21 protein-coding genes are annotated in these 18,860 nt (G+C 53.4%); 2 read left to right on the top strand and 19 right to left on the bottom strand.

Annotation, left to right across the window (positions count from 1 at the left end):
• Positions 1-220: 220 nt before the first annotated feature.
• The 17 genes from KP80_RS18405 to KP80_RS18325 all read right to left on the bottom strand — a co-directional run bounded on the left by KP80_RS18405 (position 221) and on the right by KP80_RS18325 (position 14,539).
• A complete protein-coding gene (locus KP80_RS18405; protein WP_052285075.1) occupies positions 221-1,321 on the bottom strand; it encodes an alkene reductase in 1,101 nt (366 codons plus the stop codon).
• Positions 1,322-1,338: 17 nt separating this feature from the next.
• Positions 1,339-1,551 (bottom strand): DUF1471 domain-containing protein, encoded by a 213-nt coding sequence (locus tag KP80_RS18400; protein WP_052285074.1) that lies wholly within the window; start codon positions 1,549-1,551, stop codon positions 1,339-1,341.
• Between the two features lie 126 nt (positions 1,552-1,677).
• Positions 1,678-2,202 carry a protein disulfide oxidoreductase gene (locus KP80_RS18395; protein WP_052285073.1) on the bottom strand — a complete coding sequence of 175 codons (525 nt, stop codon included), beginning with the start codon at positions 2,200-2,202 and terminating at the stop codon, positions 1,678-1,680.
• Positions 2,203-2,248: 46 nt separating this feature from the next.
• Positions 2,249-3,823: an EAL domain-containing protein gene (locus tag KP80_RS18390; RefSeq protein WP_052285072.1), complete on the bottom strand. Its 1,575-nt coding sequence runs from the start codon at positions 3,821-3,823 to the stop codon at positions 2,249-2,251.
• A gap of 26 nt (positions 3,824-3,849) precedes the next feature.
• Positions 3,850-4,641: an EAL domain-containing protein gene (locus tag KP80_RS18385; protein ID WP_052285071.1), complete on the bottom strand. Its 792-nt coding sequence runs from the start codon at positions 4,639-4,641 to the stop codon at positions 3,850-3,852.
• A 91-nt stretch (positions 4,642-4,732) separates the two neighbouring features.
• Complete coding sequence (locus KP80_RS18380; protein WP_052285070.1) at positions 4,733-5,410, bottom strand: hypothetical protein; 678 nt, start codon at positions 5,408-5,410, stop codon at positions 4,733-4,735.
• Positions 5,403-6,452 carry a plasmid segregation protein ParM domain-containing protein gene (gene parM, locus KP80_RS18375; protein WP_082221762.1) on the bottom strand — a complete coding sequence of 350 codons (1,050 nt, stop codon included), beginning with the start codon at positions 6,450-6,452 and terminating at the stop codon, positions 5,403-5,405. Before parM ends, KP80_RS18380 begins: the two co-directional genes overlap by 8 nt.
• 28 nt (positions 6,453-6,480) lie before the next feature.
• Positions 6,481-7,275 (bottom strand): C40 family peptidase, encoded by a 795-nt coding sequence (locus KP80_RS18370; protein WP_231625939.1) that lies wholly within the window; start codon positions 7,273-7,275, stop codon positions 6,481-6,483.
• Positions 7,276-7,291: 16 nt separating this feature from the next.
• Positions 7,292-8,221 (bottom strand): putative lateral flagellar export/assembly protein LafU, encoded by a 930-nt coding sequence (gene lafU, locus KP80_RS18365; RefSeq protein WP_052285067.1) that lies wholly within the window; start codon positions 8,219-8,221, stop codon positions 7,292-7,294.
• Entirely contained in the window at positions 8,221-9,084 is an 864-nt protein-coding gene (gene motA, locus KP80_RS18360; protein WP_052285066.1) for a flagellar motor stator protein MotA, read from the bottom strand. Before motA ends, lafU begins: the two co-directional genes overlap by 1 nt.
• 7 nt (positions 9,085-9,091) lie before the next feature.
• The gene (locus tag KP80_RS18355) at positions 9,092-9,787 is read right to left on the bottom strand and encodes a FliA/WhiG family RNA polymerase sigma factor (RefSeq protein WP_082221763.1); all 696 of its coding nucleotides are present in this window, start codon (positions 9,785-9,787) and stop codon (positions 9,092-9,094) included.
• A 19-nt stretch (positions 9,788-9,806) separates the two neighbouring features.
• Positions 9,807-10,277, bottom strand: coding sequence for a flagellar basal body-associated FliL family protein (locus KP80_RS18350; RefSeq protein WP_052285064.1), 471 nt, complete (start codon positions 10,275-10,277; stop codon positions 9,807-9,809).
• Positions 10,278-10,289: 12 nt separating this feature from the next.
• Complete coding sequence (locus KP80_RS18345) at positions 10,290-11,360, bottom strand: flagellar hook-length control protein FliK (protein ID WP_052285063.1); 1,071 nt, start codon at positions 11,358-11,360, stop codon at positions 10,290-10,292.
• Entirely contained in the window at positions 11,360-11,665 is a 306-nt protein-coding gene (locus KP80_RS18340) for a hypothetical protein (RefSeq protein WP_052285062.1), read from the bottom strand. The genes KP80_RS18345 and KP80_RS18340 overlap by 1 nt, the downstream gene beginning before the upstream one ends.
• A complete protein-coding gene (gene fliS, locus KP80_RS18335) occupies positions 11,662-12,054 on the bottom strand; it encodes a flagellar export chaperone FliS (protein ID WP_052285061.1) in 393 nt (130 codons plus the stop codon). The genes KP80_RS18340 and fliS overlap by 4 nt, the downstream gene beginning before the upstream one ends.
• A 20-nt stretch (positions 12,055-12,074) precedes the next feature.
• Positions 12,075-13,409 carry a flagellar filament capping protein FliD gene (fliD, locus tag KP80_RS18330; protein ID WP_052285060.1) on the bottom strand — a complete coding sequence of 445 codons (1,335 nt, stop codon included), beginning with the start codon at positions 13,407-13,409 and terminating at the stop codon, positions 12,075-12,077.
• A 203-nt stretch (positions 13,410-13,612) separates the two neighbouring features.
• Entirely contained in the window at positions 13,613-14,539 is a 927-nt protein-coding gene (locus KP80_RS18325) for a flagellin (protein WP_052285059.1), read from the bottom strand.
• 962 nt (positions 14,540-15,501) lie between these two features.
• Between KP80_RS18325 and KP80_RS18320 the strand changes: the two genes are divergently transcribed.
• Both KP80_RS18320 and KP80_RS18315 read left to right on the top strand, forming a co-directional pair.
• Entirely contained in the window at positions 15,502-16,446 is a 945-nt protein-coding gene (locus KP80_RS18320) for a winged helix-turn-helix domain-containing protein (protein ID WP_052285058.1), read from the top strand.
• On the top strand, positions 16,418-16,888 hold the full coding sequence (locus KP80_RS18315; RefSeq protein WP_052285057.1) for a hypothetical protein: 471 nt from the start codon (positions 16,418-16,420) through the stop codon (positions 16,886-16,888). The genes KP80_RS18320 and KP80_RS18315 overlap by 29 nt, the downstream gene beginning before the upstream one ends.
• Before the next feature lie 36 nt (positions 16,889-16,924).
• Here KP80_RS18315 and KP80_RS18310 read toward each other — a convergent pair whose 3' ends face one another.
• Positions 16,925-17,935, bottom strand: a complete 1,011-nt coding sequence (locus KP80_RS18310) for a hypothetical protein (RefSeq protein ID WP_052285056.1) — start codon at positions 17,933-17,935, stop codon at positions 16,925-16,927.
• A 6-nt stretch (positions 17,936-17,941) separates the two neighbouring features.
• Positions 17,942-18,859, bottom strand: coding sequence for a flagellar hook-associated protein FlgL (gene flgL / locus KP80_RS18305; protein ID WP_072129163.1), 918 nt, complete (start codon positions 18,857-18,859; stop codon positions 17,942-17,944).
• Position 18,860 lies beyond the last annotated feature (1 nt).

Genomic DNA, 18,860 nt, shown 5'->3' with positions numbered 1-18,860 from the left:
CCTAACCCTCTCCCCACGGGGGAGAGGGAACCGTTGGGCGTCGTCTGTTTTTCCGCACGCATCCTTCAGGAAAGAGAAAACCACTGCCGCTCTCTCTACTCTCTCCACTACCATTTTTCTCATGGGAGAGGGCCGAGGTGAAGGGCAGACTCGTACAGGTATTCTCTGCATTTCCCCCTCTCCCCTGTGGGGAGAGGGCCGGGGTGAGGGGAGGCAGCGCTTAGCGAGCCGCCGGGTAATCCACGTATCCCGCCTTCCCGCCGCCAAAGAATTGCTCTTTCACCGGCGCATTCAGCGGCAGATCGTGTTCCAGGCGATACGGCAGATCCGGGTTGGCGATAAACGGACGGCCAAAGCCAATCAAATCCGCCCAGCCTTTCGCCAGCACCTCTTCTGCACGGGCTTTGGTGTATTTGCCCGAGTAAATCAGCGTGCCGTGGAAGATAATCCGCAGCGCTTCTTTAAACGCCGCCGGCATTACCGGTGCGTCTTCCCAGTCGGCTTCAGCAATATGGATATAAGCAATCCCCATTTCACTCAGCACGCTGGCGGCCGCCAGATAAGTGGCCTCCGGCGTATCGTCACGAGAGCCCATCAGGGTGGTCAGTGGTGCCAGGCGAATGCCCACGCGCTCTTTACCAATCGCTTGTGAAACGGCTGCCACCACTTCACGCATAAAACGCAGGCGATTGTGCAGCGAGCCGCCGTATTCGTCATCGCGCAGGTTGGCCTGAGAATCAATAAACTGGTTAATCAGGTAGCCATTTGCGCCGTGCAGTTCAATACCGTCAAAGCCCGCCGCGATAGCATTACGTGCGGCCAGGGCGTAGTCGTTCACGATCGCCGGAATTTCATCCGTGCGCAGCGCACGCGGCATGTCGTGCTGCATCATCTCACCCACGCCGTTTTCCGGGCCACGGCCTTCCATATCCACAAACACTTTTACGCCATCCGCCTGAATCGCCGAAGAAGAAACGGGCGTTCCGCCGTTGGGCTGGAGAACGTGATGTGAAACGCGTCCAACGTGCCAAAGCTGAGCAAAGATTTTACCGCCCGCCTGATGCACCGCGTCGGTCACTTTTTTCCACCCCGCCACCTGAGCGTCGGAGTACATGCCCGGCGTCCAGGCGTAGCCCTGGCCCTGCTGGCTAATTTGAGTCCCTTCGCTGATGATAAGCCCGGCGCTGGCGCGCTGTGCGTAGTATTCGGCCATCATGTCGGTGGCCACATCGCCTGCCCCAGCGCGGGAGCGTGTCATCGGTGGCATCACGATACGGTTCGCCAGCGACAGCGCATTCAGATCATATTTATCGAATAACATACTGTTTTCCCTCGCGCTTATTTATACAGTTCTGCGCTCATGGTCACGGTGTTGCCCATGCGCGCGCTGGTGATTTTGTATTCGGAGGCGTTCATTTTTTTCGCCTTCTGGGCGATTGCCGCTTCGGCGGAATCGAGGGTAGAGCCAGAAGCCGTGATGCTTTGCGCAGAGGCACTAAACGCAGCAACGGAGAGAAGAGAAGCAGCAAAAATCGCGGTAAGGGTTTTCATGGTCGTATCCTGTTTCGAATGAGGCGTTGCCGGTAGCAACGTGATGCGAAGAAGGATACGACCGCGGACTGATTACATAAATGGTATAAATAGCAATAGACTGTTATCAAGAAAGCAATAATGGTGTTATGCGGTGATGCCAGCCCACCACAGACGCAGCTTCATACCCCAGTAACTGGTCCAGCCGGTGGTAGCGCTTACCGGTTGGCCCTTATCAATCACCACCAGCGTCGGCGTGACGCTCACCTGCCAGCGCTGCGCCAGTTCGCCGCGCGGGTCGTTAATCACCGGCATCATCAGATCTTTTTTATGCATCCACTGCGCTAACCGCCGGTCATCGCCGGAGCGCATCGCAATGCTCACCACATTGCCGCCCTGCTCGGCGAGCTTATTGACCGATGGCGAGGTGAAGCGGCACACGTTGCACCAGGTCGCCCAAACGTAAACCAGCAGCGGTTTTTGTTCGCTGAGGGCAGCAAAATCCACCGCCCGGCCATCAATGGTCGACATCACCGTCCCAGAGAAGGTGTCCGGCAATGCAGGCTGGCGGTATTGATCCACCCCCCATACGATAGCCGCACCGATAACCAGCAGTATCACCCCTTCACGCAGCCAGCGTAACGCCCGCTGTCGACTGAAAAATTTGCGCATGTTCACCTCGTATTATCACGAGGTTTATCTTAGCGATCCGCCAGTCTTAGTGCTGTAAAGAAGTGTCGCTCGGGAACCGGAGGTGTTGAGTCATAATGTCGTGGCGAAAATAGTCGGCAAATGCGCTGAACGTCAGTGGTTTTGAATAGAAATAGCCCTGGAAGTAGTCGATCTTGTTTTCCTGTAGCCAGGAAACCTGATAGTCATGCTCGACGCCTTCGGCCACCGTCTGGATCCCCATCTGCTTGGCCATATCAATCACGCAGTTAATCAGCGGCGTCGAGGCATCCGGCGAAATCTGATTAATGAACATGCGGTCTATTTTGATGCTGTCCGGATTGAGACTGGCTATCCACGAAAGATTCGAAAAGCCGGTCCCGAAATCATCCAGCGAAATCGCGATACCGCTGTCGCGGATCACTCTGACCTTCTCCAGAATGTCACCGTTTAAATCAATCTGCTCATTTTCGGTAAACTCGAAGGTCAGCCGCTGCCTCAGCTTTTGGAAACGCGCGCCAAACTCACAGGCAAACGCGCTGAAATCGCTGCCTGACAGGTGGCTGTGGCTGATATTCACATTGAAGATAAACCCTTCTGGCAGCAGATTTCCCGGGCGCTGGCAGTCGGCAATCACCCGCTTCAACAGGTTTTCCGTCATCAGGCCAATGGTCTGCGTTTTCTCCGCCACCGGAATAAAAATATCCGGCGGCACAAAGCCAATTTCCGGGTGTTCCCAGCGCGCCAGAATTTCTGCCCCGATAACGCGATTGCTGCGGGCGCAGATAATGGGCTGATAGTAGGGAATAATGCGATCGTCATGTACCGCGTTCACCAGATACTGATACAACGAGCGACGGCGCGTCAGCAGCGACCAGGCGAGTACCGTTAACAGCAGCGGCGTGACGATAATAATCATCAAATAGAGTAAGGACCCCAACACTTCACGCCACACATCCTGGGGTTTGGGAGAGCGCCAGGCCAGCGAGTAAAGCGTCGATTCTTGCCGTTGCGGATATTCCGCTCTGCCTTTTTCCGCTTCAAGACCTTTCAGAATACCGTTTTGCGTCAGGACATTATTATGTACCAACAGCGCAAACCGGTCCTCCTGATTAGTTATGCCCATAATGCCCCTGAGGCTGCGTAAATCCGCAGATACCATGACGCCACCCTGTGCAAAACGTCGATATAGGGAAAATGCAGGAATCCCCACGGAGGCGATTGAATCGTCAATCTTAATGCCCTGCGCACTGAAACTACTGAGATCGATTTCCGCGCCTTTATTATCTAGCAGTGATGAGCAGTAAATCCGATTACCCTCCAGCAGGCTCACCACCAGCATACGTAATTCACGCGCAGGCAGCGTATTCAGGCGATTTTCCTGCTGTCGATTACAAGGCTGACCGGCCAGGCTAGCCGACTCACTCGCCACGCGGTAGGTCTCATCAAGCAGATTATCAATCGCATTGCGAAGAGGGACGGCCTGATAGGCTATCTGTTCGTTCATCTGGCGTTCGGCAATATCGAACGTCAGCCACAGCGCCAGGGCAATCGAGCTTAAGAAGACCAGGCCCACCAGCGCATAATTTTTGCGGCAGGCTTTGCCGGTCAATTTGCTGTACATCGCACGTATTCTCTTTGACGTATCACTTATCGCAGCGCAGACGATGCGTGGGTTTTAACCTGCTGATGCTGCATATATTCTCTCTGGAAACTCTCTTTGCTGATCGGTCGAGAGAACAGGTAACCTTGCCCGTACTTCACGCCCTGTTTCAGCATGCTGGAGATTTGCGTGTAGTTCTCAACGCCTTCAATCACCACATCAGCATCGTGTTCAGCGATAAGCGCTAGCATCTGCTCCGTCACATCCTGTTTGCCGTGGCCCAGGCAGCCACGATCGAGCTTGATATAGTCAGGCTCCCAGAATGCCAGCCGTTCTCTGAGCGCGTCGAGTGTGCCAATACCGTCCCACGCAATATTGATACCCGCCTCCTGCAGCATTTGAAGGTTTTCACGCGCAGTATCGGTCAGCGGCACTGCGCTTTGGGTGATTTCAAACACCAGCTGCGCCGTACTGAGCTTTAGCCGCGTCACGATAGCCAGCGCATGATGGGCAAAATCTGCATCGTTGAGCTGTACGGCCGAAATATTGAGTGTGAACAGATACTCTTCCTGGCTATCCACGTGCTTTTGCGCGATAAACGTCAGCGCTTTTTCCATCACGTAATAGCCCATCTCCACGATGGAACCGTTCTCTTCAAGCTGTTGGATGAACTCCGCTGGCGGCACCACGTTGCGGCGGTGGGTACCGCGCACCAGCACTTCGCCGCCAATACAGGCGAAGCGGGATAAATCGAAAATAGGCTGAATGACGAAATCAATGCCCATGTCGAACTTCGCGTCTTCGACACAGCGAATGACGTAATGAATACTCTTGTCCATATCGACTTCTCACAGAAACAACCTGTTCAGACAAAGCGACATTAAGCGGAAAAACTTAAGCATCACCGGGAATAAAGCGGGCTATCGCAGCTTAGAAAATACCTTTCTGGCGGATCTGCTTCATCTTCTGCGCGGGGGCTCCGAGTGTGCTTAAATCCAGCTCTTCAGCCTGCCCGCTTTTTGCATTCTCAGCGGCAGGTGCCGCAGCGCGACCGGACATGCGGATCTGTTGCAGCAGCAGGTGTTGCTGATTGAGCAGCGTTTTTAGCTGCGCGACTTCGCCGCGAAGCAGCGCCAGCTCCTCTCGGGAAGCGTCATCCGGTGCGGCCGCCACCGGGGCGGGCTGGCGTGACAACGCTTCCGACATCAACGCACGCATCTGCCGCAGCTGCTGTTTGCTGAAATCATCGCTGGATACTGCCGGTTCTGACGCCGGGGTGGGCGCAGGTGCCTCACCCGGCGGGATCGGCAGCAGCTGTGCGCTGACCAACTCACCGCACAGCTCATCAAGCGTCAGTTTATCGCGGCCCATTGATTCGGCCACATGACTGCAAAGCTGCGGATTCAGCAGCTGCAGCTGCAGCCCCGCCAGATAGACATTACGATGAAAGCGGCGCATCTCCATATTGGCATCACCCGGATTCGTCCCCGTCTGGTTCAACTCCTGATGCCATTTCTTCAGTTGCAGCATCGCGCGCAGATCGGCGCGCGAATGCTCCGGCGACAAATGCAGCGAGAGACTTACGCGGCGAATGTGCCTGTTACTCATCGTCGCCCACCTCAGCCATGTGCGGTGCCGCGACCGTTTCCACGCCAGAGTCTGCGTGATACAGGCAAATTTCGCGGGACAGCGCGCTCTGCGGGTTTTCAATCGTCACGACGCGATCGCCAAGGGTGGCATACGTTTCACGAACCGCAGACTCAATCAGGTGCGCGCCGCCGCCGACCAGATACACCCGGTTCGGGTTCTTAGCGAATTTCTTCGCTTCGTAAGCCACCTGGTCGCCCAGCTCCTGGATTTTGATTTCTACGCGTTCGAGGATCTCTTCAATGCGCGACTCATCGTTAATCACGCTTTTCACAAACTCCATGTCGTGACGGCGTTTAATCAGTTCGTTCGCCACCAGGTAGCTGGAGTCGCTATCCGCCGCTGCCAGCAGTTTACGCGTCGCATCGGTGACCATCGCCACGCCGATTTCGTTGTTACCGTAAATCGCTGAAACATCGTCAAACTCGCCGACGATCACGCCCATATCCAGCGTGGTGCCGCCGCAGTCAATCACCAACGATTTGGTGAATTCGGTGACGTTGGAGTTCAGCAGGTGCGACAGTGCCGCAGGCAGGCTTTCGGGCATCACCTGTACGTCAGCAATACGGAACAGCTCGCCTTTGTTGAGCGAGATATCGCGCATCAGGTTGCGGCGTTTCGCTTCAATGCGGCTTTCATTGCGCTGGCAATCGTCCGGGTTGTAGAACTGGGTGATAGGCAGCGTCACGATCACTTCCACGTCGCACGGCGCGAGACCAGTCAGCAGCAGCGCGTGGTGCACTGCCAGCAGGTTCAGATCGTCATACTGGTAGTCGATATGGGTGGTGGACAGCGCTTTATCGGACGTCGCATCGTAGGTGTATTTGGTGGTGCCGATGGTGTAGTTGTACACCGACTGACCGCGCAGCAGCGCCGCGCTTTTCCAGTCTTTGCGGAACGAGTTCGGCGAGACCACGGTTTTCAGGGTGCCGTTTTCAATCCAGCTAATTTTTACGTTGGTCGAGCCATCATCAATGGCGAATTTCATGCGAGTTACGGTCATGGTTGCGGTCTCAATTCAGAAGATAGTTTTACAAGACGCGGCGAGCGCCAAGGTAATGTGATTGCCAGAAGTCATCAGACAACTTGCTAATACGAATTTTTAGCCCGGTACGCGGTGCTTCAATAAAGCGACCGTCACCGAGGTAGACGCCAACGTGATCAGCGCCGGGACGTTGGTTAATATTGAAAAACACCAAATCCCCCTGCTTCAGGCTGGCCCGGTGAACGGACTTCAGCCCGTCATCGCGGAACATACCGTTAGCCGTGCGCGGCAGTTTGCGCTCCAGCACGTGGTTGAAGGCGTAGAACACCAGTCCGCTACAGTCGAAGCCATCCGTCGGGCTGTTGCCGCCCCACAGATAAGGCTTACCCAGCTGGTCATGCAAACGGCTGAGCACGGTTCGCAGGCGGAAGCTTTTTTGCGGTTTGCCGGAACTGGCCACGACTTTGCCTTCCTGCACGTCGTTCCACAGCGTTTCCGAACCGCCCAAAGCACCCGGCTTCCAGCGCTTATGCATCGCCAGCATTTCGCGGTTTTCCGCGCGCTCAGCGCGCTTTTGCGCGAGCTCACGGCGCTTTTGTTCCGGCGTCTGTGGGACCACGGCGGTACGTTTTTTGGCTTTAGCCATCAGGCGGGCGCGATTTTGCTTACGTTTTAGCGCTTCGCTATCGGCCGTGGTTTCTGGCGTTTTGGTGGCCAGAGGCTTTGCGCTGACGTAGCCCATCGGCATCAGCAGCAGTAAAAAGAGTGAAAAAAGAGGTACCCATCGGGCAGCAACCGCCCGCATGGGTACGAAAAGGATGATAAGGAAGAAACGTTTCACAGCTTTAACAATCAGGTTAACGAGCGTTAGACAGCTTTTCGGTCAGCGGCTTGATGACATTTTCACCGTGCTGGCCAAAGAACTGATACAACGTGTCGCTGGCAGAATGCGTCAGTACCATAATTTCGATACGACGGTTCGCCGAGCTTAGTGGGTTATTCGGGTCGAGCAGCATCTGATCCGCCATGCCACTGACCTGCAGAATTTTGCTGGCATCCAGCCCGCTGCGAGTCAACACCTTGCGAGCCTGCATCGCACGTTCGCCGGAAAGGTTCCAGTTGTTGTACAGATCCTGGTCGCGGAAACGGGTGGCATCGGTGTGCCCGGTAATAATAATTTTGTTGTCTATCTTGTTGAGCTCTGGCGCAAACTCGGTCAGCAAACGTTTGAAGAACGGCGTCAGAATGGCGCTACTGCGCTGGAACATTTCGCGCTTCTGATCGTCGGTGACCAGAATACGCAGCCCCTGCGGGACGATCTCCATCTTCAGGTTAGCCTGCGCATCATAGGCTGACGTGATCTTCATGATCATCCGCGCCAGGTCTTCGATCTCATTTTGAGAGCGACCGTTAACCGCATCCAGGCTTTCCGTATTTTTCATCTGCTGCGCAACCTGAGCCTGGGTTTTGGCTTCGGTTTTTTGCTGTTCTTCACTGACATCATGGCGCCCGCCAATCAACGCGATCTGGCCACCATTGCCGTCTTTTTGGGTCACAGGGGTAATGGAATTACCCTCAAAAATTGATTCACCGTGCAGCAGCGAAACAATCTCTTTTCGTTCTTCTTCGGTCACCGCGCCCATGATCCACAGCACCATGAACAGCGCCATCATCGCCAGCGTAAAGTCGGCAAAAGCCACCTTCCACGCGCCGCCATGAATGGCATCATGGCTTTTGCGCGAGGAACGCTTGATGATCGTGGTATGTTCTTTGTTGCGGCCTCGCATCAGGATTCACCGACCATCTGGTTGACCCAGCCATCCAGCGTGGCAAACGTCGGTTTGGTGTCCATCGGCAGCATTTTACGGCCCGCATCCACCGCCAGCAGCGTTGGCTTACCAGCAACGTGGTTAACCAGCACGGTACGCACGCACTCCAGCACCGAGATCTGTTTTTTGGTGCGCTGTTCCATGGCATTCGCCACCGGATCCATAAAGCAGTAACAGAAGAAAACGCCGAGGAAAGTACCGACCAGTGCCGCCGCAACTTTCACACCGATAACGGCAATGGAACCGTCGATGGACTGCATGGTGATGATAATCCCCAGTACCGCCGCACAGATACCGAAGCCCGGCATCGCTTCTGCGGTACGCTGCAATGAACGCGATGGCTGCAGAAGGTTCTCTTCCATTGCCCCCAGCTCCTGCTCGAGGATCCCTTCCAGTTCGTGCTCGTTGATCTTGCCCATCGCCATCAGGCGGAAGTTGTCAGAGATAAACGTCACCAGCGCTTTATCGCGCAGCATCAGCGGGTATTTTTGAAACAGCGGGCTGTTTTCCGGCGCTTCAATGTGCTCATCCAACACTTTCAGGCCGCCGTCCTGTACCAGTTCCAACAGCTCATACAGCAGCATCAGCAGCTGGCGCTGATACTCGTCTGTGTATTCATTTTTACGCATGATGCCGCGAAACTGGCGGAACATTTCGGCCAGAACGGCACGAGGGTTAGCGAGGACCATCGCCCCCAGACCCGCACCCAGAATGATGATGATTTCACCCGGCTGCCAGAACGACGAAAGCTGGCCGCCCGACATAATGAAGCCGCCGACCACGCACGCCATGATGATGATGATACCGAATAGTTTCTGCATAACTCTTTCACTTCTCGAAAAAAGACTGAATTTTTTGGGCGATTTTTTTATTGAGCTGACACACTCTGGCCTCGGTTAAATCGAGGACCAGCGCAATCTCTTTCAGGCTCATCTCATGCTGGTAATAAAGCGTCAGGATCAGCTGTTCACGCTCATCAAGCGCTGCTAGCGCACTGCGCAACGTCCGGCTGACGACCACTTCGTCTTCCAGCGGTCGGCTGTCCAGTGCGCCTGCGTGAACGTCATTCCCTAACAGCTCATCCAGGCTCTCTATCGTTTTGGCACAATCCAGCAATAAATATTCCTGGTACTCTTCTGCCGTAATCGACAGATGGCGGTTAATATCCTCGAAGCTCGGCGTCCGCCCGAGTTGGCGCGCAATTTCGCGAATACCGTCGTTTAATTTGTGAGTCTTTTGCCGCAGGCGGCGGGGACGCCAGTCGAGCAAGCGCAGCTCATCCAGTACCGCGCCGCGCACGCGCTGCACGGCGTAAGCAGCAAACTGCTCATCCGGATGACCGTAGCGACGCAGTGACGTCAGCAGCCCCATGAGCGCAATTTGCTCCATATCTTCCCGGTCAATGACGCTACTGGTCTGATACGAAAGCTGTTTCACTACCCTGTTGACCAGCGGCAGATACGCGCTGACGTACCGCGCCTCATCTGCCGGGGTCAGGGTGTCACTCGCCATAAAATCCATCATTTCCATTGCGGCGTATCTATCACTGGAAAACCATTTTGCTGATGATGACGTCGTCAAACGGGACGTTCATCTTCAGGCTACTAAACCGCACGGCGTAGGCTTCCATCAGCTTGTTGTGCAGATCGCTTACGCTCATGGCACGGACCTCGTCGTAGTCAAGATCGGACAGCAAGCTGACGGTCGCTCCGCGTACCGCCGGGATCATGTCCTGCGCACGGCGGGAATGTTCTGGGTTATTGGTCGCCAGGTTCAGCTCCAGTAGCAGGTAGCGTTCCTTTTGCGATTTGCTCTTTAACGTGATGACCACGTTTTTGATTTCCACAAACTCCACGGACTCTTTAGAAGAGCTGGTGAACAATCCGGATAAAAAGCTACTGCCCGTTGCTTCGTCCATGCGCAGTAAATGGGTACCCACTACCGTCATGCCAGCCGCCAACATGGCGGTCACGAGGGCGATAATGAGACCAAAAGAGAGTGTTTTTGCGTTCATAATATTCTTGTCTTAAACCGTCAGTAGAACCGAGTCATCTTCACGAAGATCCTGCGAGGCTGAGGCGCCAGCCGTCATCTCCGCACCCGCCTGAATGGCGCTGTGTTGTTCGGTAAATTGCTGTCCTTTGCCCTGCTGCTGTCCGCCCGATTGGGAAGACACCTGCACATTGACCTGAACAAAGTTCTGCTCCGTCAGACTCTGGCGAAGATCGTTGCTGGTTTGCTGTAAAGCGCGATAAACCTCGGCGTGGCTGGCGTTGATTTGCACCTGCACGCGTCCGTTATCCACCTGCATGGAGATATCAATTTTGCCCATATCCGGCGGGTCGAGACGGATAGTGGCGTGCTGAATCTGCTGTTTCACCTGGACCTGTAGACGGTCGCCCAGCGCACTTTGCAGCTGCTCGCTCCAGCGGGAAGGTTCAGGATCGAGTTTCAGCGTGGTAGCAGGTACCGAGGCCGTTGCCGTGACAGGCGTTGACGTATTGCTGGCTTCCAGCGCCTGCGTCATCATCGGTGCCACAGGGGTCATTGCCGTCATCAGCGCCGGAGAAACGGGCTGGCTGCTCGGCAACACGCTCGCCGCTGATTCGGTGGTGGTGGTGCCCGTCGCTGGCATCGGTGTTGCCAGATTCTGCTGCTGCAGCGATGGGGCCATGCCTCGTGCCAATGTTTGTGAAGCCGCCAGCGTCTGAGCATTGACCATGAGCAAATCGTTCGCCTGCTCTGCCGTCCCAACATAACCCGGGTTTTGCGTTGGCATCTGGCTGGTCATCAACAGCGTTTCCAGCAGCTGCTGCTGCGAGTTATCTTTTAGCAATCCGTCGCTTAACTGCTGCAGGTCATCGGTGGACTCGTCATCGCCATCCAGCGAAAGCGGTTTTGCGCTGACGGTGATATCACGCGTAGGGGTCAAACCCTGACCAACCATCAGCGTATCGATAACGTTCAGCAGCGCATCGCTAAATCCCGCCGCCGTTTGCGCGCCAGGGGTTTCTGCGACCTGCCCAGCAATCGGCTCAGCCTGCATCGGCAGCCCGGAGCCGTTCAGTGCACCTTGAGAAAGGTTAAGAATATCCATCAGCGCATTGCTCCTTCATCCGTAAATAAGGCATACGCCGTTGCCCCTTCTCTATTGCGTACCGACAGGCTCATTTTCTCCGCCAGCATGTCGCTTTGACCCTGGCAGTAGTCACGCGCCTGTTGGTGCGTCTTCTTAAGTACGTCCATCGCCTGGCGCTCTGCCGCATCCAGGCCTTTTCCCTGAATGGCAGCCAGCAGTTCGGCAATTTTGGCATCGACGTTAACCACCGCTGGCCAGTTATGGTCTTCCGTGGCCTGACGCAATGCCTGAGTCAGTCGCTGAATGTTTTGGAGCGTACTCATGCCGCCTGGCCCATTTTTTCCCAGCCTTCCTGGATATTGCCGAGGATCACTTCCACCTCTTCGATATTCTCTATCGACAGGTTGTGGCTCGCGTCATACAGGCGATACACGCAGTAGTCGTACAGGTTGGCCAGGCTCAGCGCCAGCTCGCCGCCCTTGTCAAAATCCAGCGCGCTGGTGAGCGCATTGAGAATATCGATGCACTTGTTGATGCTCTGCGCTTTGCGTTCGAAGCGGCGTGCGGTGATGTGGCTCTTCGCACGAACCAGCTCATCCATCAGGCCGTTGAACAGCATCAGCACCAGCTGGTGCGGATTGGCAGCGGCGGCCTGAATAGCCAGATCGGATTGTTGATAAAGGCCAAAGCCTTCCTGGTCGTTCCCGTACATTGCTGGTCTTTCCCTTTGAATTAACTAAACATACTCATGGTGTTGTTCATCTGCGTCATCAGCGACTGGAGCTGAGTAAACTGCTTGAGATAGCGGTTATACGAAGACTCGTAACGCGTATTCATTTTTTCGGTTTTGCTGTCAATTTCCGTCTGCTGGCGATCGAGCGTTTCCTGACGGCCTTTCAACAGACCGCTGCTGGTGCTGAGGTATTTATCCAGCGATTTATCCATCGACTTGATCAGGCCATCGTTGCCGTTAAAGAACTGGGCGACGGTCTGCGGATCGTTTTTGAGCTGTTTTTCCAGCACCTCGGAGTCGATGCTGAGCTTGCCGTCTTTATCCGCGGTGATACCGAATTTCGTCATATTCTGTTCCCCAAACGTGCCGCGCAGCATATTGCTCAGCTCGCTGGTCAGCGCAGAAATGCTGGCATCACCCGCAAATGCGCCACGGGTATCGGAACTGCTGCCGGTCGCCGTCAGTCCAGAAACGGTGTCACGCAGCGTGTTATAGGCATCGAGGAAAGTCTGGATTTGGGTTTGAGTTTCGGTGGTGTCGGTATCAATAGAGATCACCAGTGGCTTATCTTCTACCGTGGTGCTGGTCAGCTTGATAGAAACGCCATCAACCAGGCTGTCTAAGGTGTTGGAGCTACTGGAGTACTCTTTTGTCGAATCGCCGAGGGTGAACAGCGCATCTTTACCTTTGGTAATAATCTCTTCTTTATCTTTAGCGAAAATATTCTGACCGCTGGTCATACCGCTGGTATCAAGTTGGATATCGTATTTCTTACCGCTCTGATCGCTGTTTAGAATCAACGACACTTTGCCATCAACGCGCATCAGAGAGGCGGTAACACCGTTCTGGGCAGTGGTTGCTGTATTCGCGTTCGATGCGCTCGGGAAGTCGGTTTTGTTAATCGCTTCGGCAAAATCAGCAAGGCTATTGAGGCCGTCCATCTCAACTTCAATGCTTTCACCATTGAGATCGATCTTCAGCGTGCCAGTAGCATTTTTAATCGCCTCATCGTCGAGATCTGCAAAACCTTTCTGCTGCGCGGTCGCCAGCTGGGTGACGTTGAGGCTGTAGGTCCCTTTCTTCGCACTGGCGCTGGCGGTGATGGTCGCGATACCTTCCTGGTTCATAGTGGCTGAGTTTTTCAGCACGCTAGCGGTGGTCGAGTTCAACGCCTTAATCGAGGTGCGAAAAGACGTTAATGAGCTACGCAGAGACTCCAACGCCTTGGTTTGGGCACTGAGGTTTTTGGTTTGTTTTGCAATCGAAGTTTGCAGCGCAATAATGTCATAGCCAGCCAGCTGGGTGGCCAGTGTTGAGGGGTCGAAATCAGACATAATAGGTTCTCCAGGCACGCAAGCTACGATCGATATGCAACATATAAAGCAACTATCGTGCCAGTTTTTAAGTTATTGATTTTAATTAATTTAATTTTTGGCAGGAACGGCTATTTCCGCTTTTTCCGGCTGGGGGAAGGGGAAAGCCGGATACAAAAACACCGCCATACAGCGGTGTTTTGTTACGCTCAATCCGGAATGGATTAGCCCAGCAGGGACATCACCATGCTGGACATGCTGTTGGACTGCTTCAGCATGGACATGCTGGTCTGCGCCAGCAGCTGGTTACGGGACATGGTTGATGCTTCGGTCGCATAATCCGCATCCTGGATGTTGCTCAATGCCAGGTCGGTATTGTCTTTCATGTTCGCCAGGTTAGACGCAGTGTGGCCCAGACGGTTGATGTTGGCACCCAGGGTAGAACGTACAGAACCCACGCTGTCCAGAGTAGCCTGCAGGTTATCCATCAGCGCCTTAGCACCTTCAGCGGTACTGATTTCAATGCTTGTGCCGTTCATGTAGCCACCGCTCGCACCTGGACGTGATGCACCGGAAGCATTGCTGATACCGTTGAATTCACCCGTAGAGGAAATCATTGCGCCAGACGCAGTGGTGCCGCCTTTCAGGGAAGCTGACAGGTCAATTTTCATGGTTTCATCAGTGCTGGAACCAATCTGGAAGCTCAGCTCTTTGGCAAACTTGCTGTCTGCGCCAGTGAACAGCTTGTCACCTGCATAAGAGGTGTTTTTCATGATGTTGCTTAATTCGCTGTTCAGCTCGTTCAGCTCGGAGTCGATAGCTTTACGGTCTTTATCAGTGTTGGTGTCGTTCGCAGACTGTGATGCAAGGTCTTTCATGCGGTACATAATGTTGCTGACTTCGTCGAACGCGCCTTCGGCAGTCTGCAGCAGTGCAGTAGCATCGGAGATGTTACGCTGTGCAACGGTCATACCGTTGGTCTGACCCTGCAGACGGGTCGCGATCTGGAGGCCAGCCGCATCGTCAGACGCAGAGTTAATGCGTTTACCGGTGCCCAGGCGTTCCATCGCGGTGGACAGCAGGCTGTTAGATTTGTTCATCGCATTGGTGGATGCCATGGAAGCTGCGTTAGTGAAGATAGAGAGAGACATAAATGATTCCTTATTTCGTCTGTGTTCAGTTGTTGTAATAATTTAAGACGACACGGCAGGAGCAAAGATTAAATCGCAATGAATAAAATGATGAAAAATCCGCAAATAAAAAGCACAAGCAATTGATTTTTAATGGTTTTAAAATCATTAAAATCTTCATCTCAAGCTTGTTGCGCGCTTTGCCCTGCATCTTTGCGCAACTTCTCTCTATATAGAAAAGCCCTTCGCTTCCTAAATCGCGGGTGTGGTCGCCGCTCAAACGCATTTACCTTTCTATAAGGAGTTCATCGTTTTGTATCACGATGTTTCCTTCTTTTCCGCACAAATACCCATTCAACACCTATGGTTTATTCTTTTTTTTATTCTTTGATTCTCTCTCTATAGTTATTTTCCAGAGACTTATCCCATAAACCCTGTTAATTTAATCGGATTACCCCTAATTCATCCCTCGTACATTTCCGATATAAAGCAAAACCAATATTAAAACGACAAAAAAAGCACAAAAATTAAATCTATTTCTTAATATTTATTAACGCCGCACAGAAATAATACTGTTAAGCAATTAGATCACAGTAATAACACAGCGGGTTCACTGCACGATCACCTAATTAACATAAGTTTTATTTAACTATTATTGTTAACTTTGCACCGTAATAACGCCTCTCATTCAACCGTCATTGTTAAAAAGTCTGTTGCACATCACACTTTTATCGCGTAAAAAGAGCGCAGGAAAAAATTATTCCTTCCCGTTGAGGCGTATTACAGACGAAAGCATTTCCGTTGTAACAGTAAACTGACACCTCTCCTGGAAGCATAGAACGTCCATCTGTACTCTCCCGCAGGCACGCGGCATTCATTAAGAATTCTAAATGGAGTTAACAACTCAATCAGACAATTTCTGAGGACGTTGAGTATCCACTGATAGTCACCATTTCCTGGGGTGGTTGAATCCATAAACATAAATGAATAAACGCTACTGTTCTGTTAATAACTGGCTGGTTGATGTTGCGTCTGGTTCGATTCTTCATTTAACGACCGGCGAGCGCAAAAGACTGGGGGAATACCAGCTTAAACTCCTCGATATACTGGTGCAGGACGCCGGTAAGATCTTCACGCGTGAAGAACTGACCAATCTGGTATGGGAACGCCGGGTCATTGGTAATAACAGCCTGCCCAATGCGATTCACGCATTGCGTACCGCGCTGGAAGATGACGGCAAAAATCAGCGCATTATTAAAACCATCCCGCGTAAAGGCTACCTGCTGGAAGCAGAGTACTGCTGCGTAGTGGTAAAAGATGAAGATGAAGTCAACGAAACGGAAGATGAAACCGTCGCGACAATAGACGGAGAAAATGACAACTTATCGCTGCCGGAAGAGTTCGATGCCGAACTCGTATTGCCAGAGCACCGCAGTGAGCCCTCGCTGCTGAGCATGGCCCCGGTTGTTGCCACAAAATCGCGCCGTATCAGGATGCCTTTCTTCCTGTTGACCCTCCTGGTAGCTATCTGCGTGACGTTTGCCACCAGCTGGTATCTGTTTAGCGGCTTGAGTGAACGCCAGGTGGTACGGGAAATCCAGCCCGGCATCTACAGCAACATCCATCTTTATTCTGTAGAAACCTCGGGGGACCCGGCCTATATGTCTGCGAACCTGTACAGCAAGCTCAAAGATTCCCTGTATTCACTCAATCAGCAGATTCGATTGAAGTCGGTATCGATGCATGTCTACTTTCACAGCACCAATTCGTCGCTGAACTACAGCTTTATGCTGACCAATAAATGCGATGAAAAGCAGCTGGCGATGGCTATCGATCACTGGCGTATCGACACGGTACAGCTTAACAACCTGATTTTGCGAGAAACCCGGAGGAAGCTCAATGAAATGGCAACGTGCAAAGCGGGTTAATCTGCTGATCGTCACGATGATGGTGTTGGTTGCGCTGGGGGCACTGGCGATAAAACTCTATCCCGCTAACTCCGCACTGCCGCAAAACTCGGTTGTAGGAGGGTTTCAGATGGGCTTCTACGACCTGATGTCGCAGCAAAAAGAGATCTATAACGTCCGCCTGCAAACGACGCGGGGAATGATCATGACCACGATTACCAACCCCAATGACAATCGTTTCGTGCTGAAGGGGAAATTCACGCCGACGCAAAGAAAGCATCGCCGGATTTACTTTAACCTCACGCCGATTTACTACAGCTCAGAGCAAAAAGGGCTGATGATTGATGGACTTGTCGACCAGCTGATGTACTCCAACTACTGGATGGAGCCGATCTCCTTTAATAACCAGTCGCTGGTTGTCGGGCAAAACGGCGCCATTTTCCTCTACCCAATGCACAACTAACGCCTAACCGGAGCTCTCGCGCTCCGGTTCACGCGCCTATCCGAGTAGATTTTTCACCGTCGCCAGACGCACATTCGCCTGCGCGCCAAGCGCCTGCGACAGTGAACTGTAATTGCCACCGCTATTTCCAAGCGCCTCCCCCAAACCGCGTGAAGTTTCCAGCGCCTGCTTCGGGCTATAGGTCGTCGACATATCATCGATGCGCGACGTCACACGGTCCTGTTTCTGACGCAGCTGGCTGCGCTGGGTCGTAATGTGCTCAAGGGTATTTTGCAGCTTCATCATCCCCTCTCGCTCCCGACGACCGGAGAGCGTAAGCATCTCGTCGCTACTGGCATTTTCAGCCTGTGGCGCAAGCAACGTAAACGCATCGGCAGGGAAATGGTTCCCTTCACCGCGCACGGTGAGCTGCCCACTCACCCGATCCCAACGGCTTTCGTCCACGCTGAACATCAGCTGGCCGCTGCCCGTCTGGTTCGCGTGAATCCCTAAACGACCCAGGCCGACGTTGAGTTTGAGCAGCGTCTGTCGCGGCGTCGCCTCCTGCGGTAGTGCTACTGCCACCATCTCCCGCTGACGGCCCCCGAGCGAGAATATGAGCGTTTCGCCCCCCGGCTGGCTCAGTAATTTCTCGCTGCCCGGCAGAGTAAAATTAACCGTGCTTTTTTGGCCCAGCGAAACCGTCAAATGACGGTCAACCGTACCGCCTGAAAGCTGCGTACGCTGGGTCAGGTGCTTTTGCAATGCGCTAACCTGCGCCCCTGAATCACCGCCGCGCGACGCGGACTGACGCAACTGCAACAGCTGCGTTTCCGTTTTGGCCAGATAGCTATCGGCTTGCTGCACCGCGGTAAGCTGCTGGTTCAACTGGACGTTGTAGCGCATTGGGCGCCGCGAAAGCAGCGCAGCCTCAGGAAATGCGTTACGGGTAGATACCGCCTCAGGCGTATTAACACGCCCGACGGTTTGTGGTGCATCAATACTCCCGCGCCCGGTGGTATTCGGGGCGGAAGTGGTTAGCGATGCTGTTTTTAAACCAACTTGCATAATGGATTACAACATACTGAAGAGGTTGAGCTGACTGATCATGCTGTAGGACTTATTGGTGATTTGCATGGAGGTCATATACAGCTGCAGATTGATAGTGGTGGTTTCAGGATCCGCCGCGTTGAGATCGTTCTCTACCAGTGAGTTCGACAAGCTGATATCGGTATGCGCATCGCTAATTAGCGTCAGGCGATTCTGACGGCCACCGAGATCGGTAAACAGTGTCCCCAGGTTGTCGCTGGTGTTCTGCGTGGTGTCGATCATCGCGCTCAACTCATCCTTATAGTCGGCATAATCGACGTTAGGATCCTGCATCTTGTCGCTGAGTTCTTTCAATTTATTCAGCATTTCAAGATCGTTGCCAGAACTGGAGAACGCACCCGAAACGTTGGTGTTTTCGGTGATAGAAACACCGTTAGCAACGATGGTCTCACGTGTGTTGTTGTTGCCGCCAAACACGTACTGGCCGGTAGCCTCATCATAGGTCACCGTTTTGCTGTTGGTTTGCGTCCCTGAAAACATATAGCTGCCGTTTTCATTTTTGCTGTTCATGGTCGCAACCAGTGAATCCAGCATAGAAGCCAGTTCTGCACCGTAGCCCGCCTGATCCTTCTCACTGAGCGTACTGTTGTTTGCCAGCTTAAGTTTGTCACTCACCGACAGCACCTGGTTGCTGAGCGCGGTAATGTGCGATTCCTGCACAGAAAGCGCACCGGTGAGGCTGGTGATGTTACTTTGGTACTGCTTAATAGCCGACTGTTCGCGGTTAAGCTGCACCAGGCGACTCGCCGCAACCGGATCGTCCGATGGCACGTTGACGCGCTTTTGCGTCGACAGCTGTTCCATCAGTTTTGCCATGCGCGTACCGTTGGTGCCTAGCTGTGAGAGCATCGCGTTCGAATTGTAAAGGCTGCTAATACGCATA

The sequence above is a fragment of the Kluyvera genomosp. 1 genome (assembly GCF_001266615.1).
Classification (GTDB): domain Bacteria; phylum Pseudomonadota; class Gammaproteobacteria; order Enterobacterales; family Enterobacteriaceae; genus Kluyvera; species Kluyvera cryocrescens_A.
This window is presented reverse-complemented; position numbering and strand designations above follow the sequence as displayed.

Bases quoted from the DNA above. Each gene is read 5' to 3' on its own strand.
- KP80_RS18405 (WP_052285075.1), bottom strand. From the start codon at position 1,321: ATGTTATTCGATAAATATGATCTGAATGCGCTGTCGCTGGCGAACCGT.
- KP80_RS18400 (WP_052285074.1), bottom strand. From the start codon at position 1,551: ATGAAAACCCTTACCGCGATTTTTGCTGCTTCTCTTCTCTCCGTTGCT.
- KP80_RS18395 (WP_052285073.1), bottom strand. From the start codon at position 2,202: ATGCGCAAATTTTTCAGTCGACAGCGGGCGTTACGCTGGCTGCGTGAA.
- KP80_RS18390 (WP_052285072.1), bottom strand. From the start codon at position 3,823: ATGTACAGCAAATTGACCGGCAAAGCCTGCCGCAAAAATTATGCGCTG.
- KP80_RS18385 (WP_052285071.1), bottom strand. From the start codon at position 4,641: ATGGACAAGAGTATTCATTACGTCATTCGCTGTGTCGAAGACGCGAAG.
- KP80_RS18380 (WP_052285070.1), bottom strand. From the start codon at position 5,410: ATGAGTAACAGGCACATTCGCCGCGTAAGTCTCTCGCTGCATTTGTCG.
- parM (WP_082221762.1), bottom strand. From the start codon at position 6,452: ATGACCGTAACTCGCATGAAATTCGCCATTGATGATGGCTCGACCAAC.
- lafU (WP_052285067.1), bottom strand. From the start codon at position 8,221: ATGCGAGGCCGCAACAAAGAACATACCACGATCATCAAGCGTTCCTCG.
- motA (WP_052285066.1), bottom strand. From the start codon at position 9,084: ATGCAGAAACTATTCGGTATCATCATCATCATGGCGTGCGTGGTCGGC.
- KP80_RS18355 (WP_082221763.1), bottom strand. From the start codon at position 9,787: ATGATGGATTTTATGGCGAGTGACACCCTGACCCCGGCAGATGAGGCG.
- KP80_RS18350 (WP_052285064.1), bottom strand. From the start codon at position 10,277: ATGAACGCAAAAACACTCTCTTTTGGTCTCATTATCGCCCTCGTGACC.
- KP80_RS18345 (WP_052285063.1), bottom strand. From the start codon at position 11,360: ATGGATATTCTTAACCTTTCTCAAGGTGCACTGAACGGCTCCGGGCTG.
- KP80_RS18340 (WP_052285062.1), bottom strand. From the start codon at position 11,665: ATGAGTACGCTCCAAAACATTCAGCGACTGACTCAGGCATTGCGTCAG.
- fliS (WP_052285061.1), bottom strand. From the start codon at position 12,054: ATGTACGGGAACGACCAGGAAGGCTTTGGCCTTTATCAACAATCCGAT.
- fliD (WP_052285060.1), bottom strand. From the start codon at position 13,409: ATGTCTGATTTCGACCCCTCAACACTGGCCACCCAGCTGGCTGGCTAT.
- KP80_RS18325 (WP_052285059.1), bottom strand. From the start codon at position 14,539: ATGTCTCTCTCTATCTTCACTAACGCAGCTTCCATGGCATCCACCAAT.
- KP80_RS18320 (WP_052285058.1), top strand. From the start codon at position 15,502: ATGAATAAACGCTACTGTTCTGTTAATAACTGGCTGGTTGATGTTGCG.
- KP80_RS18315 (WP_052285057.1), top strand. From the start codon at position 16,418: ATGAAATGGCAACGTGCAAAGCGGGTTAATCTGCTGATCGTCACGATG.
- KP80_RS18310 (WP_052285056.1), bottom strand. From the start codon at position 17,935: ATGCAAGTTGGTTTAAAAACAGCATCGCTAACCACTTCCGCCCCGAAT.
- flgL (WP_072129163.1), bottom strand. From the start codon at position 18,859: ATGCGTATTAGCAGCCTTTACAATTCGAACGCGATGCTCTCACAGCTA.